At 61.9% G+C, this 25,822-nt stretch carries 21 protein-coding genes; 5 read left to right on the top strand and 16 right to left on the bottom strand.

The window, feature by feature from the left end; genetic code table 11:
- The first annotated feature begins 126 nt into the window (after window positions 1–126).
- The 4 genes from BUB29_RS07180 to BUB29_RS07165 all read left to right on the top strand — a co-directional run bounded on the left by BUB29_RS07180 (window position 127) and on the right by BUB29_RS07165 (window position 4,990).
- On the top strand, window positions 127–1,395 hold the full coding sequence (locus BUB29_RS07180; protein ID WP_033523217.1) for an ATP-binding protein: 1,269 nt from the start codon (window positions 127–129) through the stop codon (window positions 1,393–1,395).
- A 110-nt stretch (window positions 1,396–1,505) separates the two neighbouring features.
- Window positions 1,506–1,931, top strand: a complete 426-nt coding sequence (locus tag BUB29_RS07175) for a peptide deformylase (protein WP_033523255.1) — start codon at window positions 1,506–1,508, stop codon at window positions 1,929–1,931.
- A gap of 272 nt (window positions 1,932–2,203) precedes the next feature.
- Window positions 2,204–3,883, top strand: coding sequence for an energy-dependent translational throttle protein EttA (gene ettA, locus BUB29_RS07170; RefSeq protein ID WP_033523219.1), 1,680 nt, complete (start codon window positions 2,204–2,206; stop codon window positions 3,881–3,883).
- 204 nt (window positions 3,884–4,087) lie between these two features.
- Window positions 4,088–4,990: an acyl-CoA thioesterase gene (locus tag BUB29_RS07165; RefSeq protein WP_033523220.1), complete on the top strand. Its 903-nt coding sequence runs from the start codon at window positions 4,088–4,090 to the stop codon at window positions 4,988–4,990.
- A 106-nt stretch (window positions 4,991–5,096) separates the two neighbouring features.
- Here BUB29_RS07165 and BUB29_RS07160 read toward each other — a convergent pair whose 3' ends face one another.
- The 11 genes from BUB29_RS07160 to BUB29_RS07110 form a co-directional block, all read right to left on the bottom strand.
- Window positions 5,097–5,633 (bottom strand): DUF3180 domain-containing protein, encoded by a 537-nt coding sequence (locus BUB29_RS07160; RefSeq protein WP_033523221.1) that lies wholly within the window; start codon window positions 5,631–5,633, stop codon window positions 5,097–5,099.
- Window positions 5,634–5,711: 78 nt separating this feature from the next.
- Window positions 5,712–7,304, bottom strand: coding sequence for a 2-amino-4-hydroxy-6-hydroxymethyldihydropteridine diphosphokinase (gene folK, locus BUB29_RS07155; RefSeq protein WP_033523222.1), 1,593 nt, complete (start codon window positions 7,302–7,304; stop codon window positions 5,712–5,714).
- Between the two features lie 126 nt (window positions 7,305–7,430).
- Window positions 7,431–8,303, bottom strand: coding sequence for a dihydropteroate synthase (gene folP / locus BUB29_RS07150; protein WP_033523224.1), 873 nt, complete (start codon window positions 8,301–8,303; stop codon window positions 7,431–7,433).
- A gap of 139 nt (window positions 8,304–8,442) precedes the next feature.
- Complete coding sequence (gene folE / locus BUB29_RS07145; protein ID WP_051914941.1) at window positions 8,443–9,042, bottom strand: GTP cyclohydrolase I FolE; 600 nt, start codon at window positions 9,040–9,042, stop codon at window positions 8,443–8,445.
- Between the two features lie 4 nt (window positions 9,043–9,046).
- On the bottom strand, window positions 9,047–11,125 hold the full coding sequence (ftsH, locus tag BUB29_RS07140; protein ID WP_033523225.1) for an ATP-dependent zinc metalloprotease FtsH: 2,079 nt from the start codon (window positions 11,123–11,125) through the stop codon (window positions 9,047–9,049).
- Complete coding sequence (hpt, locus tag BUB29_RS07135) at window positions 11,122–11,685, bottom strand: hypoxanthine phosphoribosyltransferase (RefSeq protein ID WP_033523227.1); 564 nt, start codon at window positions 11,683–11,685, stop codon at window positions 11,122–11,124. The genes ftsH and hpt overlap by 4 nt, the downstream gene beginning before the upstream one ends.
- Before the next feature lie 77 nt (window positions 11,686–11,762).
- Window positions 11,763–13,193 carry a D-alanyl-D-alanine carboxypeptidase gene (locus BUB29_RS07130; RefSeq protein WP_033523228.1) on the bottom strand — a complete coding sequence of 477 codons (1,431 nt, stop codon included), beginning with the start codon at window positions 13,191–13,193 and terminating at the stop codon, window positions 11,763–11,765.
- Between the two features lie 31 nt (window positions 13,194–13,224).
- Entirely contained in the window at window positions 13,225–14,847 is a 1,623-nt protein-coding gene (locus tag BUB29_RS07125) for a hypothetical protein (RefSeq protein WP_033523229.1), read from the bottom strand.
- Window positions 14,844–15,638, bottom strand: a complete 795-nt coding sequence (locus BUB29_RS07120; protein ID WP_407640921.1) for an ABC transporter ATP-binding protein — start codon at window positions 15,636–15,638, stop codon at window positions 14,844–14,846. The genes BUB29_RS07125 and BUB29_RS07120 overlap by 4 nt, the downstream gene beginning before the upstream one ends.
- A gap of 108 nt (window positions 15,639–15,746) precedes the next feature.
- Complete coding sequence (locus tag BUB29_RS07115) at window positions 15,747–16,970, bottom strand: glycosyltransferase family 2 protein (protein ID WP_033523258.1); 1,224 nt, start codon at window positions 16,968–16,970, stop codon at window positions 15,747–15,749.
- Window positions 16,970–18,562, bottom strand: a complete 1,593-nt coding sequence (locus BUB29_RS07110; RefSeq protein ID WP_033523231.1) for an AI-2E family transporter — start codon at window positions 18,560–18,562, stop codon at window positions 16,970–16,972. The genes BUB29_RS07115 and BUB29_RS07110 overlap by 1 nt, the downstream gene beginning before the upstream one ends.
- An 88-nt stretch (window positions 18,563–18,650) precedes the next feature.
- On the opposite strand from BUB29_RS07110, the gene BUB29_RS07105 reads away from it, so the two are divergent.
- Complete coding sequence (locus tag BUB29_RS07105) at window positions 18,651–19,532, top strand: glycosyltransferase family 2 protein (protein WP_033523232.1); 882 nt, start codon at window positions 18,651–18,653, stop codon at window positions 19,530–19,532.
- A 159-nt stretch (window positions 19,533–19,691) separates the two neighbouring features.
- Here BUB29_RS07105 and BUB29_RS07100 read toward each other — a convergent pair whose 3' ends face one another.
- From BUB29_RS07100 to BUB29_RS07080, 5 genes are all read right to left on the bottom strand, one after another.
- Window positions 19,692–20,831, bottom strand: a complete 1,140-nt coding sequence (locus BUB29_RS07100; RefSeq protein ID WP_033523234.1) for a 3-deoxy-7-phosphoheptulonate synthase — start codon at window positions 20,829–20,831, stop codon at window positions 19,692–19,694.
- Between the two features lie 339 nt (window positions 20,832–21,170).
- A complete protein-coding gene (locus BUB29_RS07095) occupies window positions 21,171–22,505 on the bottom strand; it encodes a C1 family peptidase (RefSeq protein WP_033523235.1) in 1,335 nt (444 codons plus the stop codon).
- Window positions 22,506–22,733: 228 nt separating this feature from the next.
- Entirely contained in the window at window positions 22,734–24,107 is a 1,374-nt protein-coding gene (locus BUB29_RS07090; protein WP_033523236.1) for a cell division protein, read from the bottom strand.
- 148 nt (window positions 24,108–24,255) lie between these two features.
- Window positions 24,256–24,912, bottom strand: coding sequence for a pyroglutamyl-peptidase I (locus BUB29_RS07085; RefSeq protein ID WP_033523237.1), 657 nt, complete (start codon window positions 24,910–24,912; stop codon window positions 24,256–24,258).
- Between the two features lie 52 nt (window positions 24,913–24,964).
- Window positions 24,965–25,777, bottom strand: a complete 813-nt coding sequence (locus BUB29_RS07080; protein WP_033523239.1) for an IspD/TarI family cytidylyltransferase — start codon at window positions 25,775–25,777, stop codon at window positions 24,965–24,967.
- Between the last annotated feature and the right edge of the window lie 45 nt (window positions 25,778–25,822).

Here is a 25,822-nt window from a genome sequence, read left to right as displayed (position 1 = left end):
ACGTGCTATGATATGCCGCCCATCCGCGCAGCGCCGTTCGCTTCCTACAGTGCGGAATCCGCGAGCGCCACGCACGCGCGGCGGCGCAGTATGCTGGGGAACATATATACGGCAAGGCGGCGGATTATGGACAATGATGACTATACGGCCAAGATGGCCGAGCTGATACGCCTCATGCGCATCATCGGCAACGACACGCAGCAGTGCGAGGTCAAGGAATGCGCGCACAATATCAGCACCACCATCACCGACACGTTGTCGGCGTTTTCGAACGGCAACGGCGGCTATATCATCCTCGGTTTGAGCGAGAAGAACGGGTTCACGCCGGTGGAGGGATTCAATGCGCGTTCCATGCAGGAGGCGCTCAGCCAGGCTTGCGAGAAGCTCACGCCCACGGTGCGCCCGATCATCGTGACGTGCCCGTTCGAGGGCGCGAATCTGGTGTTCGCCGTGGTCGATGAGATGCTGCCACGCGAGAAACCCTGCTATTTCACCGCAGCCGGACCATATAACGGTTCGTATATCCGTACGGGCGACGGCGATCGGCGCATGACCACCTATGAGGTGGATCGTCTGTTGGAGGAGCAGCGTCAACCGGAGCATGACGTCGTCATCGTCGCGGATGCCACGCCGGAGGATCTGTCCCCTAATCTGGTGCGGGCGTTGCTTAGCAATGAGCGCAACGCCCATCGTCGCGTATTCGAAGGCCTGAACGATGAGGAGATGCTGTTGGATCTGCGCGTGCTGGGGCGCGATGACGATTCGACGACACGCCCCACGTTGGCCGGTCTGCTCGCGCTCGGCCGCTATCCGCAGCGTTGCTACCCGAGATTGAATATTTCGGCCGCATTGTTTCCCGGCATTTCGCGTGATGAGGTGTTCTCCACCGGGCGTGAGCTGGTGCGTACGGCGGTGTTCGTGGGCCCGATTCCGACCATGGTCGCCGATGCGGTCGATACGCTTATGGATTGGAGCGTCGGCACGATCGGCGTGGATGCCGTACGTCCGCCGTATCTGAAGGCGGTGCTGCGCGAAACCATCTCCAACGCGCTCATCCACCGTGATTACTCGCCTGACGCGGTGGGCACGCCGGTGCATGTCGACATGTTCCCGGATCGTATCGAAATCACCAATCCGGGTGGCCTGTTCGGTGCGGTGACGAAGCATACGATGAAGCATCCCGTCTCCAGTTCCACGCGCAACCCGTTCCTGTTCTCCCTGCTGCGTTCCGTCCCTTACCCGGGCGATGGCATGGTGTTGCGCGACAACGGCACCGGCTACCGCCGCATCGAGGCGATGCTGCGCAGCGAGCATCGGCCGGCCGCGCGGATCGACAATTCAATCGACTCGTTCCGTGTCACGATTCCCGCCTGCCCCTCCGGACTGGCAGGCTAGCCGCGACCGGGCGCTCTTGTCCGCCGGCCACGGCCAGAACCTGCCATAGGATGTGATGATGTCGGAACCGTGCGGCGTTTGAGCGCCGCGACACCATGGAAAGGATGCGCATGCAGCGTGCAATCATGACTTCGATCCCGTTCCTGAGCCAGCCGTCCGAGGATGCGCGTGACACCGACAAGGATCGTGCGGTGGCGGCGGATCTCAAGGACACGCTTGACGCGCATCGCGAGGGGTGCGTCGGTATGGCCGCCAATATGATCGGAGTGTCGAAGCGCATCATCGCGTTCGTGGATGAGGAGCTTGGCGGGCGTATCACCGTCATGTTCAATCCGCGTATCACGGCGGCGGACGGCGCGTACGATACCGCCGAAGGATGCCTGTCGCTCAGGGGCGAGCGCCGGACCGTACGCCATCAGCGTATCGAGGTCACGTATTGCGATCGCAGGTTCCGTGAGCATCATGCCGCGTTCACCGGGTTCACCGCGCAGATCATCCAGCATGAGATCGATCACTGCGACGGCGTGATCATCTGAAGCCCAGCGCGCCACCGAGGATTCCCGTCATGCTCCCGTCGCTTTCCCGTCGCATTCCCATATCCATACAGCGGCGAAGCCCCGCCGCCACACCATCGGCGGCGTGTAGACGGCATGTGGGATAATCCTCAAGGTACTTTGCCGTGCCTTGAGGTGGAATGACGCGACGCGGGCCGCGACGAACAGGACACGTCCTCCCATTCCATGCATAGCAGACCGCAGGGCACACAAAACACTGGAATTTCAACGTTCAGAACGGATTACTACTTCACATGGCTGAATTTGTATATCAGATGATCAAGGCCCGTAAGGCCTTCGGCGATCGCGTGATTCTCGACGACGTGACCCTGAGCTTCCTGCCGGGCGCGAAGATCGGCGTGGTGGGCCCCAACGGCATGGGCAAGTCCACGCTGCTGAAGATCATGGCCGGCCTGGAAACCGTGAGCAACGGCGAGGCCACCCTCACCCCGGGCTACACCGTGGGCATCCTGCAGCAGGAACCGCCGCTGGATGACACCAAGACCGTGGGCGAGAACATCAAGATGGCTTTCGGTCCGATTGCGGACAAGGTCGCGCGTTTCAACCAGATCGGCGAGGAGATGGCCAATCCGGACGCCGACTTCGACGCCCTGATGGAAGAGATGGGCAAGCTGCAGACCGAGATCGACGCCGCGAACGGCTGGGATCTCGACTCCCAGCTCGATCAGGCCATGGACGCCCTGCAGTGCCCGGACCCGGACACCCCGGTCAACGTGTGCTCCGGTGGCGAGCGCCGCCGCGTGGCACTGTGCAAGCTGCTGCTCGAAGCCCCCGATCTGCTGCTGCTCGACGAGCCCACCAACCACCTCGACGCCGAGTCCATCCTGTGGCTGGAACAGTTCCTGCACCAGTACAAGGGCGCCGTCATCGCCGTCACCCACGATCGTTACTTCATGGATAACGTGGCCGAATGGATCTGCGAGGTCGACCGCGGCCACCTGTACCCGTACAAGGGCAACTACTCCACCTATCTGGAGACCAAGGCCAAGCGTATGGAGATCCAGGGCGCGAAGGATGCCAAGCTCGCCAAGCGCCTCAAGGACGAACTCGACTGGGTGCGTTCCTCACCGAAGGCCCGTCAGGCCAAGAACAAGGCTCGTCTGGAGCGTTACGACCAGATGGAGCAGGAGGCACGCAACAGCAAGAAGCTCGACTTCTCCGAAATCCAGATTCCGGCCGGCCCGCGCCTGGGTTCGCAGGTGCTGGAAGCCACGCACATCCACAAGGCGTTCGGCGACCGCGTGCTCATCGACGATCTGAGCTTCACCCTGCCGCGTAACGGCATCGTCGGCGTGATCGGCCCGAACGGCGTCGGTAAGTCCACGCTGTTCAAGACGATCGTCGGTCTCGAACCGCTGACCAGCGGCGAGCTCAAGATCGGCGACACCGTCAAGATCAGCTACGTCGACCAGAACCGTGCCGGCCTTGATCCGAACAAGAATCTGTGGGAGGCCGTGTCCGGTGGCCTTGACTTCATCGAGGTGGCGGGCGTCGAGGTGCCGACCCGCGCCTATGTGGCCAGCTTCGGCTTCAAGGGTTCCGACCAGCAGAAGCTCACCGGCGTGCTGTCCGGTGGCGAGCGCAACCGCTTGAACCTGGCGTTGACCCTGAAGCAGGGCGGCAACCTGCTGCTGCTCGACGAGCCCACGAACGATCTTGATGTGGAGACCTTGGAATCGTTGGAGAACGCACTGCTGCAGTTCCCCGGCTGCGCCGTGGTCATCTCCCACGACCGTTGGTTCCTCGACCGTGTCGCCACGCATATCCTCGCGTGGGAGGGCGATGACGAGAACCCGGCCAAGTGGTACTGGTTCGAAGGCAACTTCCAGGCCTACCAGGAGAACAAGGTCGCGCGTCTGGGCGAGGATGCGGCACGTCCGCATCGTCTGCACAAGAAGCTCGTGCGCGGCTGAGCCACACTTCCGGCCTTCGCGGATGGCGGCCCTTCCCCAGAGGAGGGCCGCCATTCGGCTATATGCGGACGCAACGGCACAACAGCTGTAACGCCGCACCCGTAACACCGCCACAACATATCGCACCGGAACCGTGTAACACGTGCGGTATAGAGTGGCCGCATCGAAACAAACCATCGAACCAACGTCGAATCGAGAGATAGCATGACCCAAGAGACCCTCACCCCATTGGAGCATATCGTGAAGGTTCTGACTCTCGGCACCCCGTCCGAATACCGCAGCCACACGTATATCAACGGTGAAAGCATGTACTTCCCCACCGGTCGCGTGTATGGCGGCCAGGTCATCGCACAGTCGCTGATGGCCGCGGCCAAAACCGTTTCCCCGTCCCGCTTGCCGCATTCCGTCCACGGTTATTTCGTGGCGCCCGGCGATATCCGCCAGGATCTGCTGTTCGACGTGGAGAAGCTGAGGGATGGCCGTTCGTTCTCCGCCCGCCGCGTGAATGTCACGCAGGCCGAGGGTTCCATCCTGACCGCAATCGCAAGCTTCCAGGAATCCGGCCAGTCCGGCGTGGAATTCGCCGATCCCATGCCGGAGGATGTGCCGGATCCGGAGACGCTGACCAGCGCCAAGCAGCTGATGGAACCGTTTTCGGACAAGTCGCCGTTCGCCCGTTTCTACGCGCAGCAGTCGCCGTTCGATATCCGCCATGTCACGCCGACCGTGATGCTCAAGCCAGACAAGGCTTCCGCCGAAGCCGATTCCGGCAGGCAGATGGTGTGGATGCGCAGCGACGGCAAAGTGGATGTGCCGCAGACCATGCATCGTGCGCTGCTCGCGCTCGGCTGCGATCAGGTGATGATGGAGCCCGTGCTGCGTCGCGCGGGGTTGAGCATCGCCACACCGGGCATTTCGTATGCGTCGATTGACCATTCGATGTGGTGGTACCGTGACGTGGACATCAACGAATGGCACTTGTATGTGCAGGATACGCCGACCGCCGCGCACGGTCGCGGATTGTGCGAGGCGAAGGTCTATTCGCAGGATGGCGAACTGGTCGCGGTGATCGCGCAGGAGGCCATGCTGCGTGTGCCTCAGGCGTGATGCCGAAGCGTAGACGATAGTCATACGAAACGCGGGAGGCAACGGATTCGTCATATGACAGTCCGTTGCCTCCCGTGTTTCGTGTTTCGTGCACGTGCGCCGACGCTCACCGCGCGGTTTTGGCGGCGGCACCGGCCAGTCCGCCCTGACGCTGCTGCTCCTGCATCTTGGGATGCTCGGCCCCCTCATCGGGCGGCAACTGGCACAGCCACTCCCCCACGAAGCCGATCACCATATCCGCCAGACACACCGCGGCGGTCACCGCGCATTCAAGCACCGCATGCTCGTAGAATGAGCCTTCGATATGGGCGAGCGTGGGGATAATCTGCCCACCATACCATCCGGCGAGCGCCGCGCCCGCCAGGATCATCGACTTGCACAGTACGAGCGCCTTGAACGCGACCGAAGGGTTCACGAAGGTTTTCGGACGTTTCTTCGGATCGGTCGTGGCGTATTTGTGCACGTTCAAGGCCAATACCAGCGCCACCACTCCGATCACGGCCAATACCGCGGCCACGAACCACGGTGTGCCGATCAGCGTCAGGCCGGTGCTTTCACCCAACACCGCAAGACCCGCGCCGGCGATCAACCCGAGCACCAGCGCGATGGCGGCGTGCCACCAGGGCGTCCTATGCGCGTTCATCGTCGGTCGTCCTTCCCGTTTCCGGTTTCATTGTTTCTGTTGCTGCCGTCATTCCAAGCTCAGCCATCCCAAACCTCGTCATCGCATATCCGACCCGAAGATCCATCCATCGCTGAGCATGCCCACACGTCCGGCGTCCTGCGCCGTCGCCAGCAGGAAGGATACCGGGTCGCCGCCCAGCGTGGCGTTGGGGTCCATGTCCATCCACGGGGCGAGCACCGCGGCACGTTTGCCCGCGGACGGCCATGGCACACGGCAGTCCGGTTCATCCGAAACGACACCCTGCATATCGACCAGATCGAGATCGACCACTTTGCCATGCATGGCTTCGACGGCGCCCAAAGCCTCGATGAGTTCGCGCGGGCCGAGTTTGGTGAGGATCTGCACGACGGCGCTCATGGAGTCCGGGCCGTCGAGGTTGCCCACATGGTACAGGGGCGAAATGCCTTCGACCTGATTGCCTGGAATGCCGTCGATGGTCACAATCGCCTCGCGGAACAGGTTCTCGGCATCGGTGGAGGTGGATTCGAGCGAGATGACCGCCGTTCTGCTCTGCAGACCCTCCGACGCGCTCGTCGCACCCGATGCGGCGGCAGCGCCTGCGGATGCGGAAACGTTCGTGACGGCATGCCGCGGTTGACGGTTTCCTTCTGCGCCATGACCGGTGTCGCGTCCCGTATCGCGCCCGGCTCCGCGCCTGGCCTTGCGATCGATGCCATGCCTGGAACCGCGCGTGCCGGAACCGCCGCTCAGCCAATCCGATGCCACGAATTCGACGGGCGGTTCATCCGATTCGTCAAGCAGACCGTCGGCAAGCTCGCCCACCGGCCCGCCATGCATGCCCGGCAGATCGGCTTCCGGATCGAGCGCGGCCCACGGTACCAGCACGAAGGCCCGCTGCCATGCGCGCGGATGCGGCAGGGTGAGCGCCGTATCCTCCGATTCCACGCCGTCATAGTCGATGATGTCCAGATCAAGCGTGCGACTGGACCAATGGGTGTCACGTTTGCGGCCATGGTCGTTTTCGATGTCATGCAGGCCGTCGAGCAGACGGTACGCATCCAAGGTGGTGGTCACCTCCACCACGGCGTTCAGGAAGTCCGGCGTACCGTCCGGCATACCCCATGCGGAGGTGCGGTACAGCGGCGAGACACCAGTGATCTGCGTGCCGGCAAGCCCGTCGATGCGACGGACCGCGTCACGCATCGTGGCTTCCACGTCGCCTTGATTGCCGCCGATGGCAATAACCGCGTGATGGACGCTCCGCGTGGAATCCTGCGCGGAGCGTTGCCGCACGGCATGCTCGTCGGTGTTCGCCCTCGAACGTGTGATGCTGACGGACACGTCGTCGAAGGGCACGGTGATGGGCGCGTGCGGCTTGTGCACGGTCACGTCCACTTGGGCGATCGGCGGGATGGCGAGCAGCCTGTCCGCGATGCGTTGCGCGAGATGTTCGATGAGATCGGCGTGTTCGCCTTCGATGACGGCGACGATCTCCTTCGCGGCGCGACCGTAATCGACGGTATCGTTCAGGTCGTCGCTCGCCCCGGCCGCCGTCAGGTCCAGATGCAGTGTGGCGTCGACGATGAACTGCTGCGCACGCTCATGTTCGAAATCAAGCACGCCGTGCCTGCCGCTGGCACGCACGCCGGTGAGAACGATCCTATCCATGGATTCCTTTCCGCATGCGCCGCCCGCATGCCTTTGCCCGGAAACTTCGCCGGGCTTTGCCGAAATCGTCTACATGTAAGTCGCGGGTTCCATTGCCGAACGCCGCCGAACACCGTCGAACGCCGTTTAGCGCTTCGCGTAGTCCCGCCAGGCATCGCCGACCGCAACCGCGGCACGTGAACGGGCCACATCATGCACGCGCACCGCCCAGGCACCATGTTCGGCGCTCAGAGCCGAAATCGCCGCCGTGGCATTGTCACGCTCGTCCATATCGATCCGGTCGAACCCGGCATCGGCGAGCAGCGCGGAGACGAAACGTTTGCGGGATTGCCCGATCAGCACCGGGTACCCGGTGCCGGTGAACGCATCAAGACCGGCCAACAACGGCAGGTTATGCTCCACGCCGGGTTTGGAGAATCCCAAGCCCGGATCGATGATGATCCGCTTGGGGTCCACGCCGGCGGCGATCACCGCATCGACCTGGCGCATGAGCTCGTCACGCACGTCGGCGAGCACGCCATGTTCGTAACGGGAGGTGTCGGCATCCGGCGTGGAGCCGTGCGAACCGGCAAGCCAACCGCGCCAATGCTGCACGATGTACAGGCAGTCGTGATCGGCCACGACGTGCGGCAGTTCCTTGTCGAGCATGCCGCCGGACACATCGTTGATGATCTGCGCACCGAGTTCCAACGCTCCGGCCGCCACGCTCGAGCGTGTGGTGTCGATGGACAGCACCGCGCCTTCGGGGATCAGCGCCTCGACCGCGCCCTTGATCCTGGCCAGCTCATCCGCTTCGGACACACGCTTGGCCCCCGGTCTGGTGGATTCCGCGCCGATGTCGATGATGTCCGCGCCGGTGGCCATCATATCGCGGCCGTGCTCGGCGGCTTTGCCCGGATCGAGCCACAGACCCCCATCGGAGAAGGAATCCTCGGTGATGTTCAGCACGCCCATAACCAGCGTGCGCCCGGCATCACGGATCGATTGCAGTTCAGCCATTGTCGTTCCTTCCTGACAAACCGACAAATCTGACAAACATGGAAAACATGGAATCCGGAAAATATGATGGCCGCGATGTGCAGCGCTATGGAACGGCCCCGCGTCGGCGATCGCATCGTGCCGGCGGCGGGGCCTTGGATCAGTGGTTGAGGATCAGGCTCATGGCCTCGGCTCGGGTGGCCGGATTGCGCAACAGCCCTCTCACCGCGGAGGTCACCGTGCGGGCCTCGGATTTCTTGATGCCGCGCATCGACATGCACAGATGCTCGCATTCGGTGACCACGATCACACCACGTGCGCCCGCATAATCCACGAGCGCGTCGGCGATCTGCTGGGTCAGGCGTTCCTGCACCTGCGGGCGTCTGGCATACACTTCGACCAGACGGGCCAGCTTACTCAACCCCATCACACCGTTCTTCGCGGGAATGTACCCCACGTGCGCCACACCGTGGAAGGGCAGCAGATGATGCTCGCACACCGAATACAGTTCGATGTCCTTGACGAGTACGAGCTCGTCGGTGTCCACGTCGAAATGCTTTTCCAACACGTCGGCGGGCGAGGAGCCAAGCCCCGCGAAGATCTCCCGGCACGCCCGTGCGATGCGGTCGGGCGTCTCCAGCAGCCCCTCGCGGTCGGGGTCCTCGCCTATGGATTGCAGGAACAGGCGCACGGATCTGCGCACACCTTCCTCGTCGTACGGCTTGACGGCGTCGCCGATGCCATGCTCCTGTTCGGTCATACCGTTACTTCTCCTCAGTCTTCATGCCGACGGACCGCTTGAGCGATTCGGGGATCTCCACCGGAGGCTTGTCCGAATCGGGGCGGTTCTCGTTGGAGAGCCACACCTTGCGCTTCGGCGCCTTCTTGATGGGCGCGAAGATCTCGGCCAGTTCCTTCTCGTTCAGCGTCTCCTTGACGAGCAGCTGGCGGACGAGTTCGTCGAGGATGTCACGGTTCTCGTTGATGATCGTCCACGCTTCGGTGTGGGCGGTTTCGACGAGCTTGAGCACCTCCTCGTCGATGGTTTCGGCGATGCGGTCGGAATACTTGTGCGGGGCGAGGCCTCCCATGTCGCTCTGGTCATCGTCCTCGGTCCACTTGATCGCGCCCAGGCGATCGGAGAAACCGTATTCGCCGACCATGGTGCGGGCGATGTTCGTGGCCTTTTCGATGTCGTTGGAGGCGCCGGTCGTCGGATCGTGGAACACGATCTCCTCGGCGGTGCGGCCGCCCATGGCGTAGGCCATCTGGTCGAGCAGCTGGTTGCGCGACTGGGAGTAGCGGTCGGAGGTCGGCATGACGGCGGTGTAGCCGAGCGCGCGGCCTCGTGGCAGAATCGTCACCTTGGTCACCGGATCGGTGTCGTTGAGCGCCGCGGCGACGAGCGCGTGGCCACCCTCATGGTAGGCGGTGTTGCGCAGCTCCTCCAACGCCATGCCCTTCGACTGCTTCTTCGGACCGGCCTGAACGCGGTCGATGGCCTCGTCGATGGCACGGTTGTCGATGAACTGGGCACCTGCGCGGGCGCACAGCAGCGCGGCCTCGTTGAGCACGTTGGCCAGATCGGCGCCGGTGAAGCCCGGCGTACGGACGGCGACCATATGCAGATCCACATCCGGCACGAACGGCTTGCCCTTGGCGTGCACCTTCAGGATCGCCTCGCGGCCTTCCAGATCCGGGGCGGCCACGCCCACCTGACGGTCGAAACGGCCGGGGCGCAGCAGTGCCGGGTCGAGCACGTCGGGACGGTTGGTCGCGGCGATGATGATGAGGTTCGTATCGTTGTCGAAGCCGTCCATTTCGACGAGCAGCTGGTTGAGCGTCTGTTCGCGCTCATCATGGCCGCCGCCCATGCCGGATCCGCGCTTGCGGCCGACGGCGTCGATCTCGTCGATGAAGATGATGGCCGGGGCGTTCTTCTTCGCCTCGTCGAACAGGTCGCGCACACGGGATGCGCCGAGGCCCACGAACATCTCCACGAAGTCGGAACCCGCCATCGAGTAGAACGGCACACCGGCCTCACCGGCGATGGCACGGGCGAGCAGGGTCTTACCGGTGCCCGGAGGGCCGTACAGCAGCACGCCGCGCGGAATACGCGCGCCCAGCGCCTTGTACTTGGAGGGATCCTTGAGGAAGTCCTTGATCTCCTCGACTTCGGCGAGGGCCTCGTCCTCACCGGCCACGTCGGAGAACTTGGTCTTCGGCGTCTGCCCGTCGAGCAGTTTGCCGTTGTTCTTCTTGCCGCCCATGCCGAGCATGCTGCCCGCGCCCATGCGGCTCATGAGGAACCAGGCGAATGCGAAGAAGATGATGAACGGCAGGATCGATTGGATTAGGTAGGCCATCATGCTGCTGGATTCGATGTCGGCGCTCCAACCCTTGGACGGGTCGGCCTTTTCGACGGCCTTGACGATATCCTGCCCCTGCGCGAACGTATAGTAGAACTGTACGTTCTTGCCGTAATTATGCGTCTTTCCTGTGTCGGCGTCACGCTTGGTGTAGTCGTTCTTCAGCTGCAGCGTGACCTTCTGCTTGTTGTCGACGATCTTGGCATAGCTGACCTGACCGTCCTTGAGCAGTTCCAGACCATCCTTGGTGTCAATGGTCTGCGTGCCCATGCCGGTGAACATCTGGAACATCGTGATCACGAGGATGACGACCACGGCTCCCCATAGCCATGGCGACTGCCAGAACGGCTTGTTACCGCCGTTGGCGCGGTTCGGCTTGTCACCTTTGCCGCCGTTGTTCCCGTTCTGGCGGAACGGATTGTTGAAGGGGTTGCCGTTGTTGTTCGGCTGCCCCGGTCCCTGAGGGAAGCTCATGCTTGTTCTCCTTGATACACTTCGGGCTTCAGCACTGCGATGGAGTCGAGGTTGCGGTACCGTTCGTCGTAGTCGAGACCGAATCCGACGACGAACTCGTCGGGGATCTCCAGACCCGGGTACTTCACATCCACTTCGACCTCTCTGCGCGAGGGCTTCTCAAGCAACGCGAAGATCTCAACGGACGCGGCGCCGCGTCTCTTCAGTTCCTTGACCAGCCAGTCAAGTGTGCGCCCCGAATCCACAATATCCTCGACGATGAGAATGTGCCGACCGCGAACATCAGTCGACAGGTCCTGACGAATCGTCACGGTACCGGACGATTTGGTTCCCGAACCATAGCTCGACAGGCTCATGAAGTCGAGCTGACACGGAATGGACATCTCCTGCGAGAACACCGCCAACGTATTGATCGCGCCTTTGAGCACCGCGATGAGCAGCGGATCCTTGCCCGCGTAATCCTTGCTCGCCTGCGCTGCGGCCTTGGCGATGATGGTGTGGATTTCCTCTTTGCTGACCAGTTCGTGGTCGATATCTTCTTGTACATCAGCGATTCGCATGGGCACTATATTGGCACAGGCGAATGACGTGTTTCTAGCCGTTACCTGAAGAGAAGCTGGGAGAAACCGGGCGTTTTTTACAGCTTGGCGAGCCCGGCGACGAATTCGTCGATGGCGTTGTTCGCGGCCCATGGATCGTCGGAGCCGTTGACGAGCACGGTGAACAGCAGCACGCCGCCATGTTCGCGCGAAACATTGCCCGCCAAGGTGCGCACCCCGGTGAGACTGCCCGTTTTGACTCTCGCAAGCCCCTTCACACCCTCGGATGCCGCCCTGTCGCGGGCCGTTCCGGTCAGACCGGGCACGGAAAGCCCTTCAAGCTCCGAAGTGCCGCCGCCATCGACGGCGACGAGCAGACGCTGCACGCCCAGCAGCGTGGGGATGCGCAGATGCGTTCCCGCCGCCAACCCCGAACAGCTGGTCAGATGCAGGCCGTCCACGGGAATGTCATGCTCGCGCAGCACCTGCGTGACCGCTTGGATATCGGCGTCCATCGAATTTCCCAAGCCGAGCTTCAATGCGGTGAGCCTTGCGAACAGTTCGGAGAGCGTGTTGTCGGAATGGCGCAGCATGAACGCCATCACCTCGTTCAACGGCGCCGAACTGACCTTGGCGATGCGGGCCGAAGCCTCGGTTCCGCTGATATCGGACGAATCGATGACGGTGATGCCCTGCTGGGCGAGCAGCGCCTTGAACGTGGCGGCGGCATCGGCTGCCGTGCTTTGGGAGAGCGTCGGATAATCGGTGAACGCATCGGGGTCCACGCTCTCGCCAGAACGGATTCGACCGCCATCGACGGCCATGCTGGACAGCGGCGTGTACATCGCGCTCGCCTCGTTGTTCTGTTCCACGGCGCTGGAAGTGCGATCACTGCCGAACAGCGTATCGTCCACGGCGAGCGCCACCTGCGTGATGCCGCGTTGCGTAAGCGCGGCGGCCGTGTCGCTTGCGAGCGTGGCGAGACCGGCACGACCGTTGACGTGGGATGGGTCGTTCTCGCCCGATCCGAGCAGCATGTCGCCATGCCCTTGCAGCACGATGGTAGGCGTGGTGTCCGCATGGGTCAGATAGACCTCGGTATCCAAGGTGCCGCTCATTTCCAATGTCTCGCTGGCGGCGAACGCGGTGAGGGTCTTCGTCGTGGATGCCGGTTCACGGTCGATGCCGACGTTCCGCCCCGCCACCACCGTACCGTCGGCGGAGGCGATGGCCACGGAAAGGCCGTCGCCCACGCCGTCCTTCTTGGAAAGCTGTTCGATGAGCGCTTCGGCACGTGTCTTGTCGATCGCCACGTCACGATCCGCCTTGCCGGCCACGGCACCTGCCGCCACCGGCTTGGGGATGGCGGTGTAGGTACGTGTCGGCGCGGCCTTGGAGGTGAGCAGTCCCGGAACCGTGTCGTGAATATCCGCGATCGTATATCCGATGCAGATGGCGAGCGTCACCACCACACTCACCGATACGACGACGATGCGACGGCTTCGGCGAGCCGATGCCCTACATGCCACGCTGCCTCCCAGTCATTTCATGATTATTCGATTACTGCTGCAGGGAGGCGAAATCGTCGAGCGTGGACAGGATCTTCGTCATCCGAGCATCCATCAGCTTACCGCCCAGCCATGAACCAAGGAACAACACGGCCAGTCCGTTGATCAGGGATACCGGCATCATGATCCACATCAGGCCCGCATTATGGGTGACGAGCAGCAGCACCACGACCAGAATGCTGGGCAGCAGCGTCACCAACGAAACGACCACATGGATGATGGGGAACAGGAACTGCGTCGCGCCACGCCCCTGCGGAGCCGAGAACGGACGATCCATCGGCGCCACCGGATACATAAGCGTGCAGGAAACAACCTCGGCCACACCCAGGCTGCACAATCCCACCGACATGGCAGCGACCGTGTAGATTAATCCTTCCAGAATATGCTCCGGGGTCTTCCAATACCCGGTGATGGCGAAGGCGATCACCATAAGCAGCATGCCATAGACCACGATTATCGCGGCGTTCACGCGCATACGGCCAATACGGTCATACCATCCGCGCACACCGCAAATCGCCTCCATATACAGGCCGCGGCCGTCGTAGGCGAGACCATTGCTTTCGCAGATCATCACGAGCAGCGGACCGACGAGCGTCGCCTGCCATACCGCGTCGGATGCGTTCGCGCCACGGAAGGCCGCCATCACCACGAGCAGCAGCGGGAGGATGAGCATCGAGATCTGGCGGACATCCTTGCGCAGGTAGATCGCCAGACGGGCGCTGACGGCACCGGAAGCATTGTCCGGCACGAACCTGAACAATCCCAGCCCCTTCTGGCCGCTGACGACCTTCACTGTGGACGAGCCGGAGGATTGGCGAGCCTTGCGCAGATACCACATGCACAGCCAATGGCAGAACGCCCAGGTCACCGCAATGACGAGCACTCGAATCGCAACGAAAAGCCACTGCCCGGCCATCGCGTCGAAGGGAAGCTGAAATGCGGCGACGAACGGCGTCCATGCCAGCATGCCCAGCACGCCACGCGACGCCGAACCGTACAGCAGCAGTTCGAGGTAGTCGTTTCCCAGCAGGTTGGGCAGCTGGCCGATGGCCATGAGAACGAGGAACGCGCCCACATGCAGGATGTTCCTGCCTTTCTTCGAGAAGGTCACCGAAGACAGCAGGATGGTGATGATGCGGGTCAGCACGAATATGGTGATGACCGCCAGGAACGCACTCACCACGGCTGTCACTATGACCGCCACACTCGTGGAACGGTACGCGAAGCCGGATGCCAGCAGGGTGAGCAGGATCGTGATGCCGGGAATCCCGCAGACGCTGGCCAACAGCAAACTGATGGACAGCACACGGTCACGGATGCCGAACAGTTCGAACTTCGACAAGCTCAGCACGGTGCCTTGACCGAGACTCATGATCTGCAACAGCAGCGCGCCGAACGATAGCAGCGCACCAACCAGCAGCATGGCGGCATGCAGGATGTTCGATTCCGACGTGTCCACGGACCCCAATGACCAGCAGCAAATGCCGGTCCCTACGATGAGGGCCATGGAGAACAGCAATCCCAGCACGAACATCACCATGCTCACCGGCTTGGCGCGCATGGCCGAGCGCTGCATCGTCCAGCGCAGACGAATGATCGACAGCACTTCGCTCATCGGGCACCACCGTCAAGCCAGTCGAGATGCGCGGCGGCGTGACGACCGCCAACCAGTTGCAGGAAACGATCCTCGAGATCCTGACCGGCGGCGACCTCGTCCACGGTGCCGGAAGCGCACACATGCCCCTTGTCGATCACCGCCACATGGGTGCACATGCGCTCCACCAGCGCCATGACATGCGAGGAGATGATGACCGTACCGCCAGTCGCGGCGTATTCGATGAGGATGTCCTTGAGATTGGCGCTGGACACCGGATCGACGGCTTCGAACGGCTCGTCGAGCACCAGAACGCGCGGGCTGTGGATCATCGCGCTCGCCAGGCAGATCTTCTTCGTCATGCCGGTCGAATAGTCGGCGACCATGACGTTCGCCGAATCCTGCAGGTCGAAGGCTTTGATGAGGTCACGCGCACGGGCGATGGATTCCTTGCGCTTCATGCCGCGCAGCATGCCGGAGTAGACGAGCAACTGCATGCCGGTGAGCCTGTCGAAGATCTGGCTCGATTCCGGCATCACGCCGATCATGCGCTTGGCCGCGTTCACGTCGGTCCACACGTCATGACCGAAAATCGAAACGCTTCCGGCGTCGGGGGCCAGCAGTCCGGTGAGCATCCTCAGGGTGGTGGTCTTGCCGGCGCCGTTGGGGCCGACCAGTCCGTAGAAGGATGAGACCGGGATGTCGAGGTTCAGATTGTTCACCGCGGTTTTGGCGCCGAATCGCTTGACCAATCCGCGGATGGACACCGCCATCCGCGGATTTGCGACACCATTGCCCTGCGAAGTTGTCATTTCATTGGAAACTGCCATTTTCCCACTCATAGCGATAATGATAACAGTCGAATGAAACCGTTCCGCTCCCGAATCAACGAGTGTTATACCGCCATATGCGTACGGAAATCAGCCCTTATGCTCGATGGGCTTCCACTGCACCTTGGAGAAGATGGCCTGGAAGGAGATCGGCACATAGCTGAGCATGTAGATCGGGAAACTGAGCACATAGGCGAACAGCTCCTTGTTCGTAGCGCCAATCTGCCTGCGTTCGGCGATGATCGTCAGAGCCGCGAGCGCCATCATGCCGACTATGGACAGCAGAATGCCGCTGCTCCACCCGGTGACGGCACCCAACTGGCTCTGCCAGGTGACGAAACCGCAGGCCGCGAAGATGATGCCCATGACCACGCGGATCACGCCGAGCACCGTGAACGGACACAGCAACAGGGTGAAATCGACAGCGGAGAAGTCGCGTTCGCGTACCGCGCGACGGATCAGCTGCGGGCCGTAATACCTGAACACCTGCAGGAAGCCCTTGCTCCAGCGCAGGCGCTGACGCCAACTCTGCGCGAAGGTGACGGGCTGCTCGTCGTACAGGATCGCATTGCCGCAGTAGCCGACGCGATCGCCGTGCAGCACGGAATCCATGGTGAATTCGAGATCCTCGGTGAGCAGATGGAACTTCCACCCCTTGTTGCGCTTCATGATCTCCTTGGAGAACATGAAACCCGTGCCGCCCACATGGCAGCTGGAGCCGAACAGCATACGGGAGTTGTTGAGGAACCTCGATTCGCGGATGAACCACAGCGCGGAGCCGGAGGACACCCAGTTGTCGGCCAGATTCACCGAATTGCGGTAGCTGGTGAGGATCTTGAAACCGGATTGGAAACCCTTGTTCATCTCCTCGAAGTAGTGGCGGTCGAGCTTGTTGTCAGCATCGAACACGAAATACGCGTCATACGTGTCGGACAGCCCGGCATCGATCATGTAATCAAGCAGGTAGGTGAGCGCGTAGCCCTTGCCGACGAGTTCCAGATTGTGGCGTTCGACCACATGGCAGCCCATGTCGCGCACGACCCCGGCCGTGTCATCGGTGCAGTTGTCGGCCACCACCCAGATGTCGATGAGCTCCGAGGGGTAGGTCTGTTCGTGCAGGCAGGTGATGAGGTTGCCGATCACGTTCTCCTCGTTGCGTGCCGAGATGAGCACGGCGTACCGCTTGTCCATGGGCGCTTCGGGGAAGGTCACGGGCTTGGCGAACAGCGACGCCACGATGCACACGCCCTGGTAGACCATACCGACCGCGCCCACGACGGACAGCAGCACATCAAGTACGGTAAGCAATACCATCAGCGCCACCCCTTCCTTGGATTGCTTGATATATCCGGACCGCTGCCGGACTTGGATGCCTTGTCAGTTTCGTTCGTTTCGTTCGTTTTGACAGGTTCGGCGGATTCGGCGGATCCGGCGGATCCCTCGTCGTCGGCCTCAACGCCCTTCAGCACCGGTTTGCCCGGCTTACCCGTATTCCCCGCTCCGCTCGCAGCGCTTTTCAGCACATGCTTCGGAATCGCCACCGTAGCGGATTCATCCTCCATGCCCTCGCGCAGCTCCTCGTCGGACATGGAGTAGAAGATCTCCTGCATCTGGCGGATCTCGTCATCCACGTGCACACGGTTCGCGGTGCCCTTGACCGCGCGCGGAATGGCATGGTTGATGGGCTGGATCACATGCTCGTTGAAGGCTTCGCCGGCCTCGACCACCTTCGACTTCTTCTTCGGCGCGGGATCATCCATCAACGGCGAATCCACCAGTTCGTAACGGCGGGTGCCCGCATGCACGATCACCTGGATGGAGGCGGCGATTGGCAACGCGAGGAACGCACCGATGGCTCCGAACAGCGAGCCGAAGAACAGCACGGAGATGAACGCCACGGCCTCGTTAATATCCATGGTGCGCTGCGAGATCTTCGGCAGGAAGATGAAGTTCTCGATCTGCTGGTAGATGGTGATGAACACGATGACGGCAATACCCGCCATCAGACCGTTGTTGCCCCATGCGAACAGCACCGGCGCGGCGCCGCCCACGAAAGTACCGACCATCGGGATGAACTGCGAGACGATACCGCAGAACAGCGCCAGCGGCAGCCAATACGGCACGTCCATGATCACCAGGAAAACGCCGGTGAAGAAGGCGTTGAGCGCGGCGAGAACGGTACGGGAGAACAGGAAGGACGAAATCTGATCCTGGGCGACCGTCCATACGGTGAGGATGCGACGCTGGGCGGAAGGCGCGAACCACTGGCAAACGGAACGACGCAACTTGGGGCCCGCCGCGGAAATATAGTAGGTGACCATCAGAATGGTGGTGATGTCGATGAACGCCGCGGAAACACCGGAAACGGTGTGCATGGCCTGACCGGCGAAGTCGGACACCCACGAGGTTTGGATGTTCTTCAGGATCTCCGGCCCAAGATTGTTGATCTCCGGCAGGTTGAAGGAGAAACGCTGATCGACGAAGGTCCGCGCCTGCTCATACATATCGGGAAGCCCCGAAATCAATGCGATCACCTGCTGGATGAACATGTTGCCGAACAGCAGCAGCAGTACGCATACTGCGACGATCACCACGGCGAACGACAGCAGCGCCGCGACCACGCGGTTCCAACCGTGAACCACCAGTCCCTTCACCATCGGTTCGATCGCGAGTGCGAGGAACAGCGAAATGAGGATGTCGTAGATCAGGTACGCGACCGATCCCCACGACCGCCAGCAGTAGGAGAACAGAACCACGGCGATGGCGACGTACAGCAACGCTCTGCCGAACCATTCCGGTGGCCGCCTGTCATCGCCCTTCGCGGGGAACAAGGTCCCCAAATCCCATCGCAAGCCCTCCCGCCTACCGTTTTCAGTCTCATCGCATTCATTCGCGCGTTCGTTCATGGCACCCCATTGTAGCGATGAGGGCTGTACCGCCAGTATCCCTGTTGTTCGACGAATAGTGTACGCACGACTATTTATTCTTGAAAGTATGTTGAATGTCTCGATTATCATCCCGGCGTGGAACGAAGAGGAACGTATCGCGGACTGCCTGACCAACACCATCCGACAGACCGCAATGCCCCACGAGATCCTGGTGGTCGACAATCGCAGCACCGACTCCACCTGCACGATCGTGGAGGAATTCATGGCGCAACATCCCGAAGCGCCGATCCGACTGCTGCATCAGAATGATGAACAGGGACTGATCCCCACCAGAAACTACGGTCTCGACGCGGCCACGGGCGACGTGCTCGGCCGTATCGACGCGGATTGCATGCTCAAACCCGACTGGGTCGAAGTCGTGGCCGGCATCTTCACCGAGGACGACGAAGCCATGGGCGCGACCGGACCGGTAAGCTACTACGATATGCCCGCCCGCCGCATCGCGTTGCGCGGCGACGACCATGTGCGCCGCCACTCCTACCGCGCCGACGACGGCCAGGTGCTGCTGTTCGGTTCGAACATGGCGTTGCGCGCCACCGCATGGAAGCAGATCAGGGACGAAGTGTGCCGCGACAAATCCGACGTGATGCACGAGGATGTGGACGTATCACTGCACCTGCTGGGCCGGGGACTGAAAACCGTGTACTCCAAACGCATGGTGTGCGGCATCTCCGCGCGACGCATGTACACGTCGCCCATCTCGTTCCACAACTATATGAAACGCTTCCGCAACACCTTCGAAGCGCATCCGGAGCATTGGCGCAACCACAAGTCGGAGCACACGCTGTACATCATGTACCCGTGGCTGCACGTCCTGTACCCCATGTATCAGAAGCTGCTTGAGGTACGCGACATCAACCCCGCCGAACGCATGTGGTTCGACATGCAGACCGAGCTTGAAGGAAAGGACGACCTGCAGGACATGTGATACGGCACGACGCAAAGCGACGGCATGACATCATGCCGTGCGATGCCGTCGATATTACACAGATGGGCCATGACGATTCCGTCATGGCCCATCCCATATGTCTTATGCTCACATGCCTATTCGCCACTGCGATGGCGGCACATGCACGGCACGCGGGTGCTACGCGCGAGCGGCGGCCCTGCGGGTCTCGACCGCGTCGGCCAGCGTATGCAGCAACTGCTCGGTGCGATTCCACGGAATGCACGAATCGGTGACGGACTGGCCATACACCAGCCGGTCAAGCGGCGCAGGCTTCTGATTGCCCGCCACCAGGAAACTTTCCATCATCACGCCGAGAATACCCTGCTCGCCCTTGACGAGACGCGCGGCGATCTCCTCGACCACCTCGGCCTCACGCACCTCATCCTTACCGCAATTACCATGCGCCGCATCGATGATCAAACCATGCTCGCTCGGACCGGAAGCCTTCGAACGGCGCAACTCATCCAACGCACGCTTCACCGATTCGGCGTCATAGTTCGGACCGCTCGACGAACCGCGCAACACCAGATGGCAATCCGGATTGCCTTTCGTTTCGGCGGAAATCACGCGACCATCCAGATTGATGGACAGGAAATGATGCTCGAACGCGGCCGCATAGCAGGAATCCGCCGCGGCCTTGACGGAACCATCCGTGGAATTCTTGAAACCGACCGGCATGGACAGGCCGCTCGCCAGCTCGCGATGCACCTGGCTCTCCGTATTGCGCGCACCGATCGCACCCCAGCTGATCGCGTCGCAGATATACTGCGGGGTAATCGGATCAAGCCATTCGGTGGCGATCGGCAGACCGAGCGACAACACGTCGGTCAGCACCTTGCGTGCCTCCCACATGCCCTTACGGATATTGAACTGGCCATCAAGATCGGGATCGTTGATCAGTCCCTTCCACCCGATGGTGGTACGTGGCTTCTCGAAATACACGCGCATGACGATCAGCAGACGATCATTCAGCTCGCGCTGCACCGTGGCAAGCCGTTCGGCATACTCATGCGCCGCCTTGGGATCATGAATGGAACACGGTCCCACAATGACAAGCAGACGGTCATCGCGCCCGCGCAACACGTCACGGATCTCCTGACGCGACGAACGCACCAACTGGCTCATCTCCTCGGTAAGCGGCAGTTCACGCAGGAACGCACGCGGGGCAGGAATCGGATCAAGCTGACGGATATTGACATCCACCGTCTCGGGAAAGACCGCCTGCTCCCCCAAACGACGCTTATCCTCGGAACTATCCGGACCGCGCAACGCTGCCATGCCGACTCTCCTTCCTCGCATACTCCGATGCCTGTAATGCTACACAATGCGTTGATATGACGATGGTGCGTTCACGCACCGAATTCACCACAATAGTTCATAGGCTCCGCAGAACATAACCATCGACCGCCTACCGGAACGCAACAGTCCCATCCGCGGTGGCGGATGGGACTGTTCACCCTACGAGGGAATGACGGCCACTGGGCCGTCTCTCATGCAAGTGCGCGTACCAGCCAACCCGCTGAAACAGAATTAGCCAGACACGCACCTCATCCCACCGAGAACGCGGCTACCGCCGCGTCTCGGCGCACTCGCGGGACGGCCCACCGGGCCGTCCCCCTATGCAAGTGCGCCCATCGGATCCCAAGCGGGCAGGGAGATGGCGGGCTCGTCCAGAGCGGCCTGATATTCGGCGGGCAGCAAGGCCTTCGGCACGGCCACCTCGTACACGTACTCGGTGAACCAGTCGTCACTCATCGTGAAGTAGCCCTTGTCGGCGATCTTGGAACCCCAGGAGTTCTCCACACGCCAACGGCGGGTGGAACCATCCTCGGCCACGTCCACGCCGGCGAAGGCCATGGCATGGTTCATGGCGGAGTCGGCGAAGCGCACGCGCTCCTCCTTGTCCAGATCGAAATCGAAACCATACAGCTTGCCGTATTCGAACAGGTCGGTGGCCCAAGCGCCATTCTCACGATCCATGAACGGATGGCAATCGGCACCGAACCACACCGGAATGCCCTCCTCGACGAGGATCTTCTTCACGCAATCCTTCATGAACTGGTTCGTCACGTTCAGATACTCGGTGGCGTCGCCGCCGGCCACGTTGCCCAGATGCTCGATGGCGATCTTCCTGCCCTTCGGATGCTCGGCACGCGGATCGTCCACCAGGCACACGTAGCTTTCCAAATCGGCGGAACCGACGTACTTCTTCCAGAACTCCTGCGGCGTGATCTCGCCGTCGCGGTGGAATTCGCCATCCTTGTCGGTCCACTCCCAGTCGAAGGAGACGGGCGGTTCGCCCAAGTGGATGGTGAGGATGCGATGACCGGCGGCAGTGGCTTCGGCGATGATGCTCTCGACATCGGCGCCCTTGGCGTACATGCGGGCCACGGCGGTGTGCAGCATATGGCGCAGCTGCGTGTTCATCTCACCGGTGTTCTTGGAGGATTCGGTCTCCGGAAACAGATCCTTGGGGACGGCACCATACTTCTTGTAGACGTTCATGGCCATAGTCCACTGGCCACCGTCGCCCATCACATCCTGCAGCAGGTGCTGCATCAGACGGGAATCAGCGGGTTCGCTGGCCTCGATCAGTGTGGCGACGTCCTTGAGGAAATAGTTGATGCGTTCCAGCTTGTCGTAGTACATGGCGTAGTTCTGGGAGAACTCGAACTCCTTGAGTCCCAGGTTCTTCTTGGCCACGAAGCGGGCGACGTTCAGCGAGCTGAACAGCCAGCAGCGGCCGGAACGGTCCTGATGGGTGGCTTCACCGTTGTCGACGACCGTGGAGAACCTGCGCTGCAGCAGACGGGCGCGGTCATAGTTGCGCGCCACCTTGTCCACTCCAGCGGCGGTGACGGCGTTCATCGCCATGCGATTGGAGGCTCCAGCCTCGAACCCTTCGCGCAGGCCGGCAAGAGCCTCGGCGCTCAACGGTGTGATCTGTGCCATATGAATGCTCCTTCACTCAAAACATCGCGGCACCCGGACGCGGGAAAACCCGGGCCGGATGCCGCCGAATGCATATGTATGGATATGGTTTGATGCCCAGCCTACCATCATCGCCACCAACCGTTTCACCGCAGGGCCGTCGGTTATGGAAAAGCCCTTCGCGCAGGCCGAATGCGGCGTTGCGTGAAGGGCTTTCGAAACGTTACTGGCGTTGGCGCGGCAGAGGACTTACTCCTGTTCGCCTTCGTTCTCGGCGCCATCGCCGTGTTCACCGGTCTCAGCGGTTTCGGCGGCAGGCTGCTCGTCCCCGCCCTGCTGGGCGGCGGCCTGGGCGGCAGGCGCGGCGGCGTCCATGCCATCACCGGCAAGGAACCCGGCGAACGCGTTGGAGAACATGGAGCGCAACTCGCCCACGCGCTGCGTGATCTGCGCTTCGCGCTGCTGCAGGTCGCTGATACGCTTCTTCAGCTCCTCGATCTCCTCCTGCGCCGCATGACGACGCTCGTCGATCTGGCGTTCGACCTCATCCTGCGCGTTCTTCAGCATCACATCGACCTTGGCGTCGGTGTCGGTGCGCTTACGGGTCGCGTACTCGTCGGCCTCCTGACGTGCGGTCTTGGCCTGGCTGATCAGCTCATCGGCTTCCTTCTTGGCCTCGGTGCGGCTCTGTTCCAGGCTCTTGAGCAGTTCGCCCACCTTCTTGGTGGCTTCCTCCTGCTGGGCGGCGATATCGTTGCGGATCTGCTCGACTTCAGCGCTGACCTGGCTCATGGTCTTGGTGCGATGCACTTCGGCCTCGTCGGTGATCTCCTGGGCCTTCGTCTGTGCGGCGTCGGTGATCTCGGCGGCCTTGCGCTGCGCGTCGGTGGTCATCTTGGCGACCTGTTCGCGCACGTCGGCGAGATTCTTGTTCGCTTCGGCAAGCGCGGCTTCGATCTGATCGTTGGCCTCGTTCTTCAGACGGGTGAGCTCCTCGTTGGTGCTCTTGCGCTGGTCGGCGATCTGCTGGACGGCGTCGGCCTTCATTTCGGCGATTTCGCGTTCCTGGGTGGATCGTTCGGAGGCGAGTTTCTTCGTCTGCTCCTCGCGGGCGTTGCGCAGTTCGATTTCCACGGTCTGGCGCTGCTCGGTGACGTTCTTGGTGGTTTCGGAACGCAGATGCTCGGCGTCCTCCTTGGCGGAACGGGTCAGGCTTTCGGCGTCGTTGTTGGCGCGGGTCAGGATGCTGTCCGCCTTGGCCTTGGCATCGTCCACGATGCGACGAGCGTCGAGTTTGGCGTTGTTGATCAGGGTCTGTGCCTGGACCTGAGCGGCGGAACGGGTGGATGCCGCGTCGCTCTTGGCACGTTCGAGCAGTTCGGCGCTCGTCTGCTCGGCGGAGGACAGCATCTGCTGCGCGTTCGCTCCCAGCGAGGAGAAGCTGCTGCCGGACTTGCTCTGACGGGCCTTTTCCTGTTCGAGCTGCGCCTGCAGTTGAAGGATCATGTCATCGTTGGACGCGATCTGCTCACGCATGTCCGCCAGCGTCTTCTGCGCCGAAGCGAACGCCGCGTCCACCTTATCCTTGTCGTATCCCCGCAAGACAACCGGGAACTGTTCCATGCTCTGATCCTTTCCGCCGAAAAACCTTCGTGGCACATATCCTACTCGACTTTATCCACGTAAAACTCTACTGTATACGTGCTCGAGAATCGGCGAGCGTCTTGCACTTTCACACAGCCTCGACCGCATACCGGCGGAAGGGAACGGGTCAGGCGATGAGAATGTCCTCGCTGGAGGGGCGCATATAGTATTCCACGCTCTCGCGCACCACATCGGCGCCGGCCTGCACCAGCTGATGCAATGGCAGACCATGCTGCGGATGCGGTTCCTCGTTGACCAGCGGCAGACTTACGAAGCCGGACAGCACCTTCTCCTGCGAGGAGGCCCAGTTCAACAGGTTGTAGAACAGGGAGTTGCAGACGAAAGTGCCGGCGTCGGAGCTGAGCGTGGCCGGAATGGAATCATGGGTGAACTGGCTGAGGATTGCACGCAATGGCAGCCGGGTCCAATAGGCGGCGGGGCCGCTGGGGTCGATGGGCGCGAGCTTGGGCACGGCGTTGTCGATGTCCGGCTTGTTGGCATCCATGAGATTCGTGGCGCACCGTTCCAGCATCACGCCACGAGCGGCACGTTTCAGACCGGTGGCGATGACGATGTTCGGTTTCACGGATTCGATGGTCTGTTCCAATACCGGCCATGCCTTGGCGAAACTCACCGGCAGACTCACCGCGCTGATCGACAGGTCCACCCCGTCGAGTCCGTCGATGCCATGCTCCGCCAGGGCTTTCGGCACCTCATGGGATGGGTTGACATCGATGCCATCGTAATGGTCGAATCCGGAAATCACCACGCTGATCTGCTGCATATGCCCAGTCTACCGTTCCCCAGTCGTTCCCTAGCCGTTCCCCGGTCGTTTCTCAACGACCCATCGCTTCACGCAGGATGGCGTGCATGCGCTCCCGCGCCTCCTCCTTGGTGAGCTGATGCATGACGCTCGCCGCGATGCGTTCGGCCGTGGGCAGATCGGCGAGCGTGGTGACCTTCAGGTTCGTTTCGCTGCCGGATACGATGGCGACCGGTTCGTCGGGCATGTAGTCGACGACCACGCGGGTGTCGTCGGTCGGATGGAAGTCGGGGTCGCCCGCCGCCAGCTCGTAAGCGTGGTGGATCGTGCCGAAACGGAACGACTGCGGGGTCTGCGCACGGAACGTGTCGGCGCGGTCGGGCACCGAGGCGATCACCTTACGGTCGCCCGCGTCGTGGGTCAGCAGGATGGTGTCGGTCGAGGCGAAGGCGACGGTCGCGGCCGAGAACTCGTCCAGCGCGTCGATCGACTCGTCGATGGACTCCTGCGAGACGAGGGGACGCACGGCATCGTGGATGAGGATCTTCGCGCTTTCGGGGATTCCCGCCTGTTTCAGCACATCCAACGCGGCCATCGTGCTGTCGGCGCGTTCGGCGCCGCCGTCGATCACCATACGCACCTTGCCGTACCCGGCTTCATCGATGAGCCCTTCGATGCCGTCACGCACCTTCGGGTTCACCACCACCACGATGTCGCTGACGCGGCTGTTGCGTTCGAACGCCTCGATGCTCCAGCACACGATGGGCTTGTCGGCGATGCAAACCAGCTGCTTGGGGTTCTCCGGGTCGAAACGGGTGCCGAAACCGGCCGCGAGGACCACGGCCACCACGGGCACCGTCTGCTGCTTCTTCTCTTCTTCTTGCATAGTTCTCCAACCTATGCCGCGCCGGAACTTTTGGGCGGGCGCGGG

The sequence above is a fragment of the Bifidobacterium merycicum DSM 6492 genome (genome assembly GCF_900129045.1).
In the GTDB taxonomy this organism is placed as follows: Bacteria; Actinomycetota; Actinomycetes; order Actinomycetales; family Bifidobacteriaceae; genus Bifidobacterium; species Bifidobacterium merycicum.
Note: the sequence above shows the minus strand (reverse complement) of the source record. Positions and strands in the feature narration are given on the sequence as shown.